The sequence below is a fragment of the Janthinobacterium sp. Mn2066 genome (assembly GCF_049319705.1).
In the GTDB taxonomy this organism is placed as follows: Bacteria; Pseudomonadota; Gammaproteobacteria; order Burkholderiales; family Burkholderiaceae_D; genus Janthinobacterium.
The window spans coordinates 157,704-172,197 of sequence record NZ_JBMOUF010000007.1; the positions used below are offsets into that span (position 1 = coordinate 157,704).

Genomic DNA, 14,494 nt, shown 5'->3' on the forward strand with positions numbered 1-14,494 from the left:
CTGCGCCCCCGCTACCGTTCCCTACTGAAAGTTTCCCCATGAAATTACTACGCATGCGCCCGCTGGCGCTGGCCGTCTGTTGCATCTTGCCGACTGTCTTGCCTGCCATGATGCCGGCCGCCGATGCCCAGGAACCGGTCAAGGTCTTGCGCTATATCATGGAAGCCGCCGAAAGCGGCCTCGATCCCGCCACCACGGTCGACGAGGGGGGCTTGATGATCGAGGAAGCCATCTTCGACACGCTCTACACCTATGATTACCTGGCCCGCCCCGTGAAGGTGATACCGCAGGCGGCCGCCGCCATGCCGGACATCTCGGCGGACGGCAAGACCTACACCATCCGCCTGAAAAAAGGCATCGTGTTTACGCCCGATCCCGCCTTCAACGGCAAGCGCCGCGAATTGACGATGGCCGATTTCGTGTATTCCTGGAAGCGCTTGCTCGATCCGCGCCTGTCTTCGCCGAATAGCTGGCTGTTCGACGGCAAGGTGGTCGGCCTCGATGAACTGGCGGCGGCCGCCAGCAAAGGCGGCTCATTTAACTACGACAAGAATATTGCTGGCTTCGAATTGCTTGATCCGTATACCCTGCGCATCCATTTGAAACAGACCGATTTCAATTTGCCGATGTTGCTGGCGCAGCCGGCCTCGGCGGCCGTGGCGCACGAAGTGGTGGCGAAATATGGCGACAGCAAGGGCGAAGTGGCCTCGAATCCGGTCGGCACCGGCTTTTATAAACTGGGCGAATGGGTGCGTGGCAACCGCATCGTGCTCAATGAAAATACCGATCACTTGCCGCAAACCTGGGACGTGGCGCCGGGCGACGATCCCGACGACCAGCGCATCGTGTCGCAGATGAAGGGCAAGAAGATGCCGCAAATCGGCCGGGTTGAAATCAGCGTGCAAACGGAAGACCAGTCGCGCTGGCTGTCGTTCCAGAGTGGCGCCGCCGACCTGTTCCGCCTGGGGGGCGCACTGGCGCCGAAAGCGCTGTTGAACGGCAAGCTGCGCCCTGAACTGGCGGCCAAGGGCATGCAGTTGTCGCGCCTGCTCGATCCGGAAATCACCGCCTATTACTGGAATATGCAAGATCCGGTGGTCGGTGGCTTTGGCAAGGAAAAGATTGCCCTGCGCCGCGCGATTGCGATGGCGCATGATGTCAATGAAGAAATTCGCATCACCCTGAATGGCGAAGCCCAGCGCCTGGAATATCCGATACCGCCGGGCGTGGTGGGCCACGATCCGCACTACCGGAGCTTGCTGCAATACGATCCGGCGCTGGCCAACAAGCTGCTGGACCAGTTCGGCTACAAGGTGGGCAAGGATGGCTGGCGGACGCTGCCCGATGGCAAGCCGATGGTGATTCATTTTGCCTCGCGTGCGGGCAGCGCCGGCGAGCTGCAGGCCGAGCTGTGGCGCAAGACGTATAAGTCAATCAATATCCGGATGGAAAGCCAGATGCTGACCTTTGGCGATCTGGTCAAGGAGCAAAAGAATTGCAAACTGCAGGCGTTTGCTTCGCCATGGCTGGCCGACTATCCTGACGGCAGCAATTTCATGCAATTGTTTTATGGCCCGAACACGCATCAAAACAATTCTGCCTGTTACCAGGATGCGCAATATGACCAATGGTATGCGGCCAGCGAAAAATTGCCAGCCGGCCCGGAACGCGATCTGCTGTACCATGAAATGGCGCGCCGGCTGGAAGTGAACGCGGGCGCCATGGTCGCTTACGGGCGCTACCGCAATATGCTGGCGCAAAAGAGCGTGCTGGGCTACAAGAAGCATCCGATCATGCAGGAGGAGTGGCAATATCTTGATATGGATATGGCCACTCCAGTTGCTTCAGCGGCGAAATAACTTACTGGGCCAGCGCTTTCAACAGTTCCTTGTGGAAAGTGGCTGGTTCTTCCATCTGCGGCGCGTGGCCCAGGCCGGGGAATTCAACCAGCTGGCCTTGCGGGATCAGTTTCACCACTTGCTTGCCCAGCACGTTGTAATGGCCGATTCTGGCCTTCACGTCCGGCGGCGCGATATCGCTGCCGATGGCGGTCGTATCGGCGTCGCCGATCATCAGGGTGACCGGCATTTTCAGTTGCGGGAATTCATAGATCACGGGTTGCGTAAAGATCATGTCGTAGAGCAATGCCGAATTCCACGCCACCAGCTTGTGGCCTGGGCCCTGGTTCAGGCCGGCCAGCATGTCCACCCAGCGTTCGTATTCCGGTTTCCAGCGGTTCACGTAATACGTCGATTTTTCATACGAGCGTATGGCGTTGGCATCGAGTTTGAGTTCACGCTCATTCCATTGATCGACCGTGCGGTAGGGGACGCCCAGCGCTTTCCAGTCTTCCAGCCCGATCGGGTTGACCAGCACCAGGCGCGACACGGCTTGCGGATACATCAGCGCATAACGCGTGGCCAGCATGCCGCCCGTCGAATGGCCGATGATGAAGCTGCGCGTGACGCCGATATGCTGCAGCAAGGCTTGCGTATTGCTGGCCAATTGCTGGAAGGTATATTGATAATGCTCAGGCTTGCTCGAGGCGCAAAAGCCGATCTGGTCGGTCGCCACCACGCGGTAGCCGGCATCGCTCAGTGCCGTGATCGTCTGGTCCCAGGTGGCAGCGCAGAAGTTTTTGCCATGCAATAACACTGCCGTCTGGCCGTTGGGCTTGCCCTTCGGCGCCACATCCATGTACGCCATTTTCAAGTTTTGCCCTTGCGAGCTGAAGTTGAACGACTGGATCGGATGGGGATACGCAAAGCCCTGCAGCTCGGGGCCGTAGGTCGAGGGCGCGGCAGCCAGGGCGGTGCTGGAGGCGGTTAGCAACAAGACTGCAACGGCGGCCGGCGCGCTGAAATTCGGGGTGCTCATGAAAACTCCGGAAAGGGAAAAAGGTGTTGGGGGTCATTAATATAGCGCGATTTTGCGAGGTGTGTTGCGTGCTGGCACAAGGCATATCAGATGCATAATGGCCGCGCGCGGGCCTGTGCCAGATGCGATAAAATAGACGGATGCAGACCCTACTTCACCTCCTCGAACATTACGGCGTGCTGATCGTTTTCGGTATCGTACTGGTGGAGCAGCTCGGCTTGCCGATTCCCGCCTTTCCCCTTTTGATCGTGGCCGGGGCGCTGGCCGTGGATGGCGACATGCATTTCGCCACCGTGCTGGCTGCGGCCCTGGCCGCCTGCCTGATCAGCGATTTCACCTGGTTCCGCGCGGGCCGTTATTTTGGCAAGCGCATCCTGCGTTTGCTGTGCCGTATCTCGCTGTCGCCCGATTATTGCGTCAGCCAGACGGAAGATAAATTCAAGCGCTGGGGGCCCAAGGCGCTGGTCGTCTCCAAGTTCATTCCCGGTTTTAATACGATTGCCGCCCCCATGTCGGGCGCCATGGGCACCTCGCCCAAGCGTTTCTTCTTTTACGCCGGCCTGGGCGGTTTGTTGTGGAGTAGCACGGGCATCCTGGTCGGGGTGATTTTCCATGCCAGTGTGCAACAAGTGCTGGACTTGCTCAGCACCATGGGCAGCACGGCCTTGCTGGTGCTGGCGGCCTTGCTGGGCATGTTCCTGCTGTATAAATACCTGGAACGCCGGCGTTTTCGCCAGGCCTTGCAGATCGAGCGCATCGGCATCGATGAATTGCTGGAATTGATAGAGCAGGGCGAAGAGCCGTTGATGGTCGATGCCCGCAGCGCCACGGCGCAAGCGCTGGAACCGGCCGTGCCCGGCGCAATGTTTTTCAATGGCAAGGAACCCGTGCCTGCCATGATTACGATGGACAAGGACCGCCATATCATCGTGTATTGCAGCTGCCCCAATGACGTGACGGCCGCCCAGGTGGCCAAGCTGCTGCACGAACATGGTTTCCACCGTGCCCGGCCTTTGCACGGCGGACTCGATGCCTGGAATGCTGCCTACCGCTCCGATTTGCCCGTGTCTTCCAGCCTGATCAGCGAGGGCTTGCCCTCCTGATGTCCTTTCCTGGCCTGCCACTTTCAGCGCGTAAAAATCCGGTAGTAATAATACGAAAACCAGGTCGCAACGACCATGGAAAAGCGTACTGATCCGTGCTCAGGGCGTACGCGCCAGCGCGCTCCTGCAGACAATTTTCTTCGCCGGCCCACCGTGATTTCTGCTGCTGTGCAGCATGATAATCTGGTGTGTGGCGATAGTGTGCACTCACAACAAAGAGTGGTTATTGGATAACTTATTTCGTAAATGTTGCATTTGGAGTGGAACTACCAACAAATGCCAATTTTGATGTACTTAAACTACAAACTTTGCTTGCATCGAAGCTCGTTCATCCTTTAAGCTTGGCGTCCCATGGGTCCCATTTCAACATTAAAATCATGAGCGCATCGTCTTCTCCTGCACTGCAATCTTCCGCTTTTGCCGATGGTCCACGCCTGCTGGCCGACGTGGGCGGCACGAATGCCCGTTTCGCCCTGGAGCTGTCCCCTGGCAACATTACCCTGGTGGAAGTGTTGCCCTGTGCCGATTACCCCAGCCTGACCGCCGCCCTGCAAGCCTATCTGGCCTTGCCGCACGTGGCCGCTGCCGGCGGGCAGGCGGTGCGCCACGCCGCGATCGACATCGCCAATCCGGTCGATGGCGATTTCCTCAGCATGACGAATCACCACTGGTCTTTTTCGATCAGCGCCATGCGCGAAGAGTGCGGTTTCACGACGCTGGACGTGGTCAATGATTTTACGGCCCTGGCGCGTGCCTTGCCGCTGTTGTCGAATGACGAGAAGCACCAGGTTGGCACGGGTACGGCGCGCCAGAATACGGCGATTGGCCTGATCGGCGCCGGCACGGGCCTGGGCGTCTCGGGCCTGATTCCGGCGCATGGCAGCTGGGTGGCCTTGCAAAGCGAAGGCGGTCACGTCAATTTCGCCCCATCGAACGAGGTGGAAGTGGCGATCCTGCAATATGCCTGGCGTGAATTCGAACATGTCTCGGCCGAGCGTTTGTTGTCCGGCGATGGCCTGGAATTGATTTACCGCGCGCTGGCCGACCGTGCCGGCGTGCCGTTGGAAGACTTGGGTGCGGCAGAAATCACGCGCCGCGCCCTGTCCGGGGAATCGGCGCTGTGCGACGAAGCCATTGAAGCGTTTTGCTGCGTGCTGGGCGCGATGGCGGCCAACGTCGCCGTCACCCTGGGTGCGCTGGGCGGTATTTATATCGGCGGCGGCATCGTGCCCCGCCTGGGCGAGCGCTTCGACCGTTCGGGTTTCCGCGCCCGTTTCGAAAGCAAGGGGCGTTTTACCAATTATGTCTCGCAAATCCCGACCTTCGTGATTACGGCGCAATATCCCGCCTTTTTGGGCGTATCGGCCATCCTGTCGGAAAAGCTGGGCACCGCCTGAGTTGAGGCGTTTGTCTGTTTTTCGCATCGTGACCGGGTAAAACGCGTGTTTTACCCGGTTTTACGCTTTTCCGCTTTTTATCAGGTACAATTGGCATCGTTGGATGAAACGACGACTGTCGCTCACTTGCCCGGCTGATGATTCCGCCGCAGGTGTGGTGATTGCTCCGGATTGCGTTTCATTGCTGGTGACTTGCTGAATTTAATTAAAGTTATTTAATTAAGGTTAATCAAGACCGGCGCCATGGATGGCGGGACGTTCACCGCATCCGCATGACTCCCGCTTTGCGCGCATCGGCCAAGGCGTCGGAAAAAACAGCCTCAACTTGTAACCCAGCATGGCGTCATTACCGATGTCTGCCCTGTCTTATGTTACGTTGAATTGTTACGTTGAAATGAACGTTTTGATTTCTTTCTCTGCATACGAATTGCAACACCTATCCGCACAGAACTGCTATGAATACAATTGAGGCTAAAAAAGTCCTCGAAACCGCGTTGCTGTGCGCTCGTGAATCGTTGACGATCCACAGCCTGAAAAAGCTGTTCGTCGATGCCGACGAGAATGGCCGCGTGCGCGGTGTCGGCGTCGGCGCCGATACCATCAAGCAGTTGCTGGAAGAATTGCGGCAGGATTGGGAAGGCCGTGGCATCGAAGTGGTCAGCCTGGCTTCGGGTTGGCGTTTTCAAAGCCGGCCGGAAATGAAGATGTACCTCGATCGTTTGACGCCGGAGCGTCCGCCCAAGTATTCGCGGGCGACCCTGGAAACCCTGGCCATCATTGCCTATCGCCAGCCCGTGACGCGCGGCGATATCGAGGAAATTCGCGGCGTGGCCGTCAATTCGCAAACGATCAAGATGCTGGAAGACCGGGGCTGGGTCGATGCGATCGGCTACCGCGACGTGGTGGGACGGCCAGCCTTGCTGGCGACCACCAAGCAATTTTTGGATGATCTGGGATTGAGCTCGCTGTCCCAGCTGCCGCCCTTGCAGCAAATCAGCGAGATGCAGGGGAACGGAATGGAAGCCCTGGAAGCGGCCCTGCAAGAAAATTTTGATAAAGCAAAGAATGACGCAACGGATGACGTTGCACAACAGCTTGGTGCAGGTAGCAATGCCGCTGTAACTGACGTGACAGCAAGCCCTGATGCCGGCCCCGATGCTTCGCCCCTGGATGAAGCCTACACTCACGACCCTGCGCCAGAACTAACGGTTGACGCTGCGCCAGGTCAGCACAGCCAAGAAACGAACAATGAATAATCCGAACACTCCCGAGACAAATACCGCCAGCGACGAGGTTGTCGCCAAGCCCAAGCGCCGCACCAAGGCTCAGATAGAAGCCGATGCAGCCGTTACCGGCTCTGCCAGCCCGGCTGCAGAGGTTGCCGCCAAACCGAAACGCCGCACTAAAGCCGATGTGGCCGCCGATGCGCCCGTCGCTGCAGTAGCCGCCGAAGCGGCGCCTGCCGCCAAGAAACCGCGTGCCAAGCCTGCCGCCAAGGGCCTCGTCGCTGCTGCTGAAGCGGCAGCCGATGCCGTTGCAGCACCCGCGCCTGCACCGGCAGCGCGTCCGCCACGTGCCCGCGCCGCCGCCAAGGCAGCCGTTGAATCCGTTGAAGCCGTTGCCGACGAAGCCCCTGCCGCGCGCCAGCCGCGCGGTCCGCGCCAGATGCGTGGCGTGCAAGCCGAACGCGCATTGCGCCAGCCGCCGCGTGAAGCCGTTGAAGTGGCGCCTGCGCCAGCCGCGCCAGCCAGCGAGCCAGTGGAAGCCGACGGCAACGCCGCCGCCGCGCCACGCCAGCCGCGCGGCCAGCGCAACGATCTGCCGGGCACCGGTAAAAATGCCGGCAAGAGCCGCAAAAAAGGCAAGGGCCGCCAGGCTGCGCCAGGTAAAGTCAACGAAGCCGACGCCGTGTTCTCGTTTGTCACCTCCGACGCTTTCGACAGCGAAGAGGGCGGCACGGGCCGCGTGCAAAAGTCCGCCGTGCGCCGCGACCTGACCTCCGACGACGATGCGCCGAAGCTGCACAAGGTGCTGGCTGAAGCCGGTCTTGGTTCGCGCCGCGACATGGAAGACCTGATCATTTCGGGCCGCGTGTCCGTCAATGGCGAGCCGGCGCATATCGGCCAGCGCATCTTGCCGACCGACCATGTGCGCATCAATGGCAAGTTGATTCAGCGCCGCGTCAGCAAGAAGCCGCCACGCGTGCTGGTGTACCACAAGCCGGCCGGCGAAATCGTCAGCCACAACGACCCCGATGGCCGTCCTTCCGTATTCGACCGCCTTCCGACCATGAAGGCGGGCAAATGGCTGGCCGTGGGCCGGCTGGACTTCAATACCGAAGGTTTGCTGCTGTTTACGACTTCCGGTGACCTGGCCAACCGCCTGATGCATCCGCGCTACGGCATCGACCGCGAGTACGCCGTGCGTACCCTGGGCGAGCTGGAAGAAGGCATGCGCCAGAAGCTGCTGGCAGGTGTCGAGCTGGAAGACGGCATGGCGCAATTTTCGAAGATCGCCGATGGCGGCGGTGAAGGCATCAACAAATGGTACCGCGTGGTGATCGGCGAAGGCCGTAACCGCGAAGTGCGCCGCATGTTCGAAGCGATCGGCCTGACCGTCTCGCGCCTGATCCGTACCCGTTACGGCGCGATGGTGCTGCCAAGCGGTCTGAAACGTGGCCGTTGGGAAGAGATGGATGAAAATACCGTGCGCGACCTGCTGGCCGCCTACGGGGTTGAAAAGAAAATGCCGGCTTCCGGTGATCCGCGTGCCGCAGGCGCCGCCAAGGGCCGTGAAGCGCGCAAGTCCAGCCGTGATGATGAGCCCAATGGCAATCGTATCGATGTGAGCAACCGCAACGCCGATCCGTTCCCGGTCGCCCCGCGCCGTGGCCAGCCGCAAGGCCAGTTTGCCCGTCCGCAAGGCCAGGGCCGCCCGGGCGGCGCCGGTCGTCCTGGTGAAAGCCGTGGTCCGGGCCGTGGCCAGCCGCAAGGTCCATTCCAGGGTGTTCCCCGTTCGTCGGCGTCGTTCGATGGCCAGGGTCAAGGCCAGGGTCGTCCGCCGCGTGCGGCCGGCCAGGGTCAAGGTCGTCCGGGTGGTGATGGTCGCGCGCCGCAGCGTGGTCCGCGCCAGCCTGATCCGCTGCAAACGGCGTTTGGTTTTGCTGCGCCTGCACCGCGTCGTAACAATGGCGGCGGGGCCGGCCAGGTACGTTCCGGTGGCCAGCCGCGTGGTGGCATGGATGGCATGCCGCGCCGCCGCAAAGGCTGATCGGGATTGCCTTGTAGCGCATCCGGTTTCTGTGCCGGATGCGCAACTCTTATTGTCGGGACTGTTGTAAGCGGGGCCGCTCCTGTCGTGCGGCATTGCGGCGCAGTTAATAAGAGGTTATAATCTGCAGCCTAATAAAAGTTCTCCGCAGGGTAGTTTGGTGGGGAGTGCTTTCATCTGGTTGGGGAAATACAAGAAGATGGGCAGATGCCCATTTTTTTTTTGTTGAACCGTTTGTAATGGCTCCGCAAGGGGCCATAAATGACTTGAGCGTGTTTTTTTGCATGCCGCCAGCGCCGAAAAAGGATGCTGCAATGCAAAAAACAGGCCTTATTTCTGGAGAATTTCTTGCAGCAGTTGGAATTAATTGAAAAGACAGTCACTGGTCTGGGCTATGAGCTCGTTGATGTCGAACGTGCCGAGCGCGGCCTGCTGCGCGTCTTTATTGATTTCAGCGCCGCCGATGCCGCTGAAAAAGGTCCGATCACGGTCGAAGACTGTGCCACGGTCAGTCACCAGTTATCGCATGTGTTGACGGTAGAGAACGTTCCTTACGAACGTCTCGAGATTTCTTCCCCGGGCCTGGACCGGCCGGTGCGCAAGCTGGAAGACTTTGTCCGTTTCGCAGGCCAGGAAATCATCGTCAAGCTGCGCGTGGCGATGCCGGGTACGAACAACCGGAAATCGTTCCAGGGGACGTTGCAAGAGCCCGTGGGCGATAATTTGTCGTTGGAATTTGAAGGTAAGGATGGTCCGGCGATGTTGGAGTTTACGCTCGCCGACGTGGATAAGGCACGCTTGGTGCCACAGGTGGATTTTAAGGGACGCAAAGCATGAGCCGCGAAGTTTTATTATTGGTTGACGCGCTGGCGCGCGAAAAAAACGTCGATAAAGATGTCGTTTTCGGCGCGCTTGAATTCGCGTTGGCGCAAGCCACGAAGAAACGCTATGAGGGTGAAGTAGACATCCGCGTTTCGATCGACCGCGATTCGGGCGAGTTTGAATCGTTCCGCCGCTGGCACGTGGTGCCCGATGAAGCGGGCCTGCAACTGCCGGATCAGGAGATCCTGCATTTCGAGGCAAAAGAACAGATTCCAGATATCGAAGTCGATGACCACATCGAAGAGCCGATCGAATCCGTCGAATTCGGCCGCCGTTTCGCCCAGGACACCAAACAGGTGGTCCTGCAGCGCGTGCGTGACGCCGAGCGCGAACAGATCCTGGTCGACTTCCTGGAGCGCGGCGATTCGCTGGTGACCGGCACCATCAAGCGCATGGAACGCGGCGATGCCATCGTCGAGTCCGGCAAGATCGAAGCGCGTCTGCCACGCGACCAGATGATCCCGAAAGAGAATCTGCGTATCGGCGACCGCGTACGCGCTTTCATCCTGCGTATCGACCGCAATATGCGCGGCCCGCAAGTGATCCTGTCGCGCACCGCGCCGGACTTCATCATGAAGCTGTTCGAGCTGGAAGTGCCGGAAATCGAGCAAGGCATGCTGGAAATCAAATCGGCCGCCCGCGACGCCGGCGTACGCGCCAAGATCGCCGTCTACACGGCCGACAAGCGCATCGACCCGATCGGTACTTGCGTCGGCATGCGCGGTTCGCGCGTGCAGGCTGTCACCGGTGAGTTGGGTGGCGAACGCGTCGATATCGTGCTGTGGTCCGAAGATCCGGCGCAGTTCGTGATCGGCGCCCTGGCGCCGGCGAACGTCTCGTCGATCATGGTCGATGAAGAAAAGCACGCCATGGACGTGGTGGTCGACGAAGAAAACCTGGCAATCGCGATCGGCCGTTCCGGCCAGAACGTGCGCCTGGCGGCTGACCTGACCGGTTGGAAGATCAACATCATGACGGCCGAAGAATCGGCTGACAAAGCTGCCCAGGAAACGGCTGCCGTGCGCATCCTGTTCATGGAAAAGCTCGATGTTGACCAGGAAGTGGCCGATATTCTGGTGGAAGAAGGTTTCGCCAGTCTGGAAGAAATCGCTTACGTGCCAATTTCCGAAATGCTGGAAATCGAATCGTTTGACGAAGATACCGTCAATGAACTCCGTACCCGTGCGCGTGATGCGCTCGTCACCGAAGCGATTGCTTCGGAAGAGGGTCTGGAAGGCATGGACGAGGCGTTGGTTGGTCTGGAAGGCATGGACCGCGTCACCGCCGGCAAGCTGGGTCTGGCTGGTATCAAGACCGTTGAAGCATTTGCAGCACTGGCATACGACGAATTTGGCGCAATCCTGGCCTTGTCTGCGGACCGTGCGCGTGAACTGATTACAAGTGAATTTAAAGATGTGACCGACGATGAGATGAAGTTGGTTGACTCGAAATACGACGATCGTGCCAAGGCGCTGCAAGCCAAGGCATGGAGTCTGGCCGAATCCGCAAAGGCTTAATTTGAGTATCTTTATCATCTCCGCGACACATAGAAAAGAGGACTGAATGGCGAGTAACAACGTAGCCCAATTTGCCACCGAACTGAAGATGCCTGCAGATTTGCTGCTGACGCAGCTGCGTTCTGCCGGCGTCGAGAAAAGTTCGACGTCAGATCCATTGTCGAAAGATGATAAGGACAAGCTTTTGGATCATCTGCGCCGCACCCATGGCGCAGCGGCTGACACAGAAAAGAAGAAGATCACCGTGACCCGCAAGGAAACGACCGAAATCAAGCAAGCCGATGCAACCGGCAAATCGCGCACCATCCAGGTGGAAGTGCGCAAGAAACGTACGTTCGTCCAGCGCGATGAAGCCGCGCCGGTCGCCGCAGAACCGGTCGCGCCTGCCGCGCCGGTGATCGATCACGCCGAAGTGGCGCGCCGCGAAGAAGAAGCCCGCAAACAGGCTGAACTGATCGCCCGCCAGGAAGCGGATCTGCGCGAAAAGCAGGAACGTCTGGCCAAGCTCGACGCAGAAAAAGAAGCCCAGGCGAAAGCCACGCAACAGGCTGAACTGGCTGCCAAGAAAGAAGCCGAAGCAGAAGCCAAGAAAGCCGCCGCCAAGGCCGCGACCGTGGTCGCTGCCGCTGCCGCAGGTACGCCTGCCGTGGCTGACGACGCTGCTGCCGAAGCGAAAAAAGCTGCTGCCGCTGAAGAAGCGAAGAAAAAAGCCGCGGCTGCTGCCGTTGCTGCCAAGGAAGCTGCTGAAAAAGCCGAAGCCACCGAACGCGCCCGCAAGGCCGTGGCGGACGAGGTTGCCCAGATCAAGGCCATGATGAACGCGCCACGCCGCGCCATCAAAGCCCCTGAGCCAGCACCTGCGCCAGTCAAGCCGAAGGCGCCGGAAGGCACGCTGCACAAGCCGGCCGACAAGAAACCTGGCGAAAAACCAGGCGACAAGAAGCCAGCCGTGGCAGACAAGAAATCGATCAAGTCGGCCAATGTGTCGTCGACCTGGTCGGATGACGCGAAAAAACGCGGCACCACCGGTGGTCCCAAGCCACGCGGCAATAGCGGCCCTGCGGGTCGTGACAGCTGGCGCGGTGGCGCCAAGGGCCGTCGTCCGTCGCACCACGAAGAACGCGAATCGAACTTCCAGGCGCCAACCGAAGCCGTCGTCAAGGACGTGCACGTGCCGGAAACGATCACCGTGGCCGAACTGGCGCACAAAATGTCCGTCAAGGCATCCGAAGTCATCAAGCATTTGATGAAATTGGGCCAGATGTGCACCATCAACCAGGTGCTGGACCAGGAAACGGCCATGATTCTGGTCGAAGAAATGGGCCACAAGGCATTTGCTGCTGAACAAGACGATCCGGAAGCCTTGCTGGCCGACGTGGGCGAACACGCCCACTTCGAGACCAAGCCGCGCGCTCCTGTGGTCACCGTCATGGGTCACGTCGACCATGGTAAGACCTCGTTGCTCGATTACATCCGTCGCGCCAAAGTGGCGTCCGGCGAAGCGGGTGGCATTACGCAGCATATCGGTGCTTACCACGTCGATACGCCACGCGGCATGATCACCTTCCTCGACACCCCGGGCCACGAAGCGTTTACCGCCATGCGTGCCCGTGGTGCGAAAGCAACCGACATCGTGATTCTGGTGGTGGCCGCCGACGATGGCGTGATGCCGCAAACCAAGGAAGCGATTGCCCATGCGAAAGCAGCTGGCGTACCGCTGGTGGTGGCGATCAATAAGGTCGACAAACCGGGTGGCAACGTGGACCGCGTGACGCAAGAACTGGTCGCCGAGCAAGTCGTGCCGGAAGAATACGGTGGCGAATCGCCATTCGTGCCGGTATCGGCCAAAACCGGTCAAGGTATCGACGATCTGCTGGAACAAGTGCTGTTGCAAGCTGAAGTGCTGGAACTGACGGCGCCGGTGGATGCACCTGCACGCGGCCTGGTGGTCGAAGCGCGTCTGGACAAGGGCCGTGGTCCTGTTGCAACGATCCTGGTGCAGTCCGGTACATTGAAGCGCGGCGACGTGATTCTGGCTGGCTCTTCGTATGGCCGCGTGCGCGCCATGCTGGACGAAAACGGCAAGGCGATTGCCGAAGCCGGTCCATCGATCCCGGTTGAAATCCAGGGTCTGACGGAAGTGCCGGTAGCGGGTGAAGAAGTGGTCGTCATGGCTGACGAGCGCAAGGCGCGTGAAATTGGCCTGTTCCGTCAAGGTAAGTTCCGTGACGTGAAACTGGCTAAACAGCAAGCTGCGAAACTGGAAAACATGTTCGACCAGATGGCCGAAGGCGAAGTGAAAAACTTGCCATTGATCATCAAAACCGACGTACAAGGTTCGCAGGAAGCGCTGGTCGGTTCGCTGCAGAAACTGTCGACTTCGGAAGTGCGCGTGCAAGTGGTACACGCTGCCGTTGGTGGCATCACGGAATCGGACGTCAACCTGGCAGTCGCTTCGAAAGCGGTCATCATCGGCTTCAACGCCCGTGCCGACGCACAAGCACGCAAGCTGGCCGAGTCGAATGGCGTGGACATTCGCTACTACAACATCATTTACGATGCGATCGACGAGATCAAATCGGCGTTGTCGGGCATGTTGGCACCAGAGAAACGTGAAACCGTCATTGGCCAGGTCGAGATCCGCCAGGTTATCCTGGTCTCGAAAGTGGGCGCGATTGCCGGCTGTCTGGTCACCGATGGCGTGGTCAAGCGTGCATCTTCCGTCCGCCTGTTGCGCAACAACATCGTGGTCTGGAGCGGCGAGATCGACTCGCTGAAACGCTTCAAGGACGACGCGAAAGAAGTGCGCGCCGGTCTGGAGTGCGGCCTGTCGCTGAAGAACTACAACGACATCCAGGTTGGCGACACCCTGGAAGTATTCGAAGTTCAGGAAATCGCTCGTACCCTGTAATCACAGCAAGAATAGCGCGGACATAGTGATGTCCGCGCAAAACACGTGGGGCGCATTGGTCAACGGGCAACCGTTTGACCCATGCGCCCTGCGGCACTTAGGACAGCATAGAAATATCATGGCTAAACATAGCAAAACCATGCCAGCGCGCGGCTTGCGCGTGGCTGACCAGATCCAGCGCGACCTGGCCGAAATCATCGCCTACGAATTGAAAGACCCGCGCGTTGGCACCATGATCACCGTGACCGAAGTACAGATCACGCCTGATTACGCGCACGCCAAGGTGTTTTTCACGATGTTGAAAGACAGCAAGGAAGCCATCAAGAACACCACCGAAGGCTTGAGCGCTGCGGCCGGCTTCATCCGTGGCCTGTTGGGCAAGCGCCTGCACATCCACACCTTGCCGCAACTGCACTTCGTGCACGACAGCTCGACCTCGCGCGGCATGGAAATGTCCTTGCTGATCGACAAGGCCAACGCCACGCGCGCGGCTGACGCCGAGCCGGACGCGAAACCAGATACGGACGAGCAATAAGC

The 14,494-nt window shown here is 59.4% G+C and carries 10 protein-coding genes; 9 read left to right on the top strand and 1 reads right to left on the bottom strand.

The window, feature by feature from the left end; translation table 11 throughout:
• Window positions 1-38 precede the first annotated feature (38 nt).
• The gene (locus ACL9RI_RS15165) at window positions 39-1,859 is read left to right on the top strand and encodes an ABC transporter substrate-binding protein (protein ID WP_422727352.1); all 1,821 of its coding nucleotides are present in this window, start codon (window positions 39-41) and stop codon (window positions 1,857-1,859) included.
• A gap of 1 nt (window position 1,860) precedes the next feature.
• Here ACL9RI_RS15165 and ACL9RI_RS15170 read toward each other — a convergent pair whose 3' ends face one another.
• Window positions 1,861-2,877 (bottom strand): alpha/beta fold hydrolase, encoded by a 1,017-nt coding sequence (locus ACL9RI_RS15170; RefSeq protein ID WP_422727353.1) that lies wholly within the window; start codon window positions 2,875-2,877, stop codon window positions 1,861-1,863.
• Between the two features lie 140 nt (window positions 2,878-3,017).
• On the opposite strand from ACL9RI_RS15170, the gene ACL9RI_RS15175 reads away from it, so the two are divergent.
• The 8 genes from ACL9RI_RS15175 (at window position 3,018) to rbfA (ending at window position 14,492) form a co-directional block, all read left to right on the top strand.
• The gene (locus ACL9RI_RS15175; RefSeq protein ID WP_422727354.1) at window positions 3,018-3,980 is read left to right on the top strand and encodes a DedA family protein/thiosulfate sulfurtransferase GlpE; all 963 of its coding nucleotides are present in this window, start codon (window positions 3,018-3,020) and stop codon (window positions 3,978-3,980) included.
• Window positions 3,981-4,357: 377 nt separating this feature from the next.
• Window positions 4,358-5,377 (top strand): glucokinase, encoded by a 1,020-nt coding sequence (locus tag ACL9RI_RS15180; RefSeq protein ID WP_422727355.1) that lies wholly within the window; start codon window positions 4,358-4,360, stop codon window positions 5,375-5,377.
• Window positions 5,378-5,832: 455 nt separating this feature from the next.
• Window positions 5,833-6,633 (top strand): SMC-Scp complex subunit ScpB, encoded by an 801-nt coding sequence (gene scpB / locus ACL9RI_RS15185; protein ID WP_183680857.1) that lies wholly within the window; start codon window positions 5,833-5,835, stop codon window positions 6,631-6,633.
• Window positions 6,626-8,647 (top strand): 23S rRNA pseudouridine(2605) synthase RluB, encoded by a 2,022-nt coding sequence (rluB, locus tag ACL9RI_RS15190; RefSeq protein ID WP_422727356.1) that lies wholly within the window; start codon window positions 6,626-6,628, stop codon window positions 8,645-8,647. Before scpB ends, rluB begins: the two co-directional genes overlap by 8 nt.
• Window positions 8,648-8,995: 348 nt before the next feature.
• The gene (rimP, locus tag ACL9RI_RS15195; protein WP_422727559.1) at window positions 8,996-9,484 is read left to right on the top strand and encodes a ribosome maturation factor RimP; all 489 of its coding nucleotides are present in this window, start codon (window positions 8,996-8,998) and stop codon (window positions 9,482-9,484) included.
• Window positions 9,481-11,046, top strand: a complete 1,566-nt coding sequence (gene nusA / locus ACL9RI_RS15200; RefSeq protein WP_183680853.1) for a transcription termination factor NusA — start codon at window positions 9,481-9,483, stop codon at window positions 11,044-11,046. The genes rimP and nusA overlap by 4 nt, the downstream gene beginning before the upstream one ends.
• Window positions 11,047-11,092: 46 nt before the next feature.
• Window positions 11,093-13,957 (top strand): translation initiation factor IF-2, encoded by a 2,865-nt coding sequence (gene infB, locus ACL9RI_RS15205; protein ID WP_422727357.1) that lies wholly within the window; start codon window positions 11,093-11,095, stop codon window positions 13,955-13,957.
• Window positions 13,958-14,075: 118 nt separating this feature from the next.
• Window positions 14,076-14,492: a 30S ribosome-binding factor RbfA gene (gene rbfA / locus ACL9RI_RS15210; protein WP_422727358.1), complete on the top strand. Its 417-nt coding sequence runs from the start codon at window positions 14,076-14,078 to the stop codon at window positions 14,490-14,492.
• The last annotated feature ends 2 nt before the right edge of the window (window positions 14,493-14,494 follow it).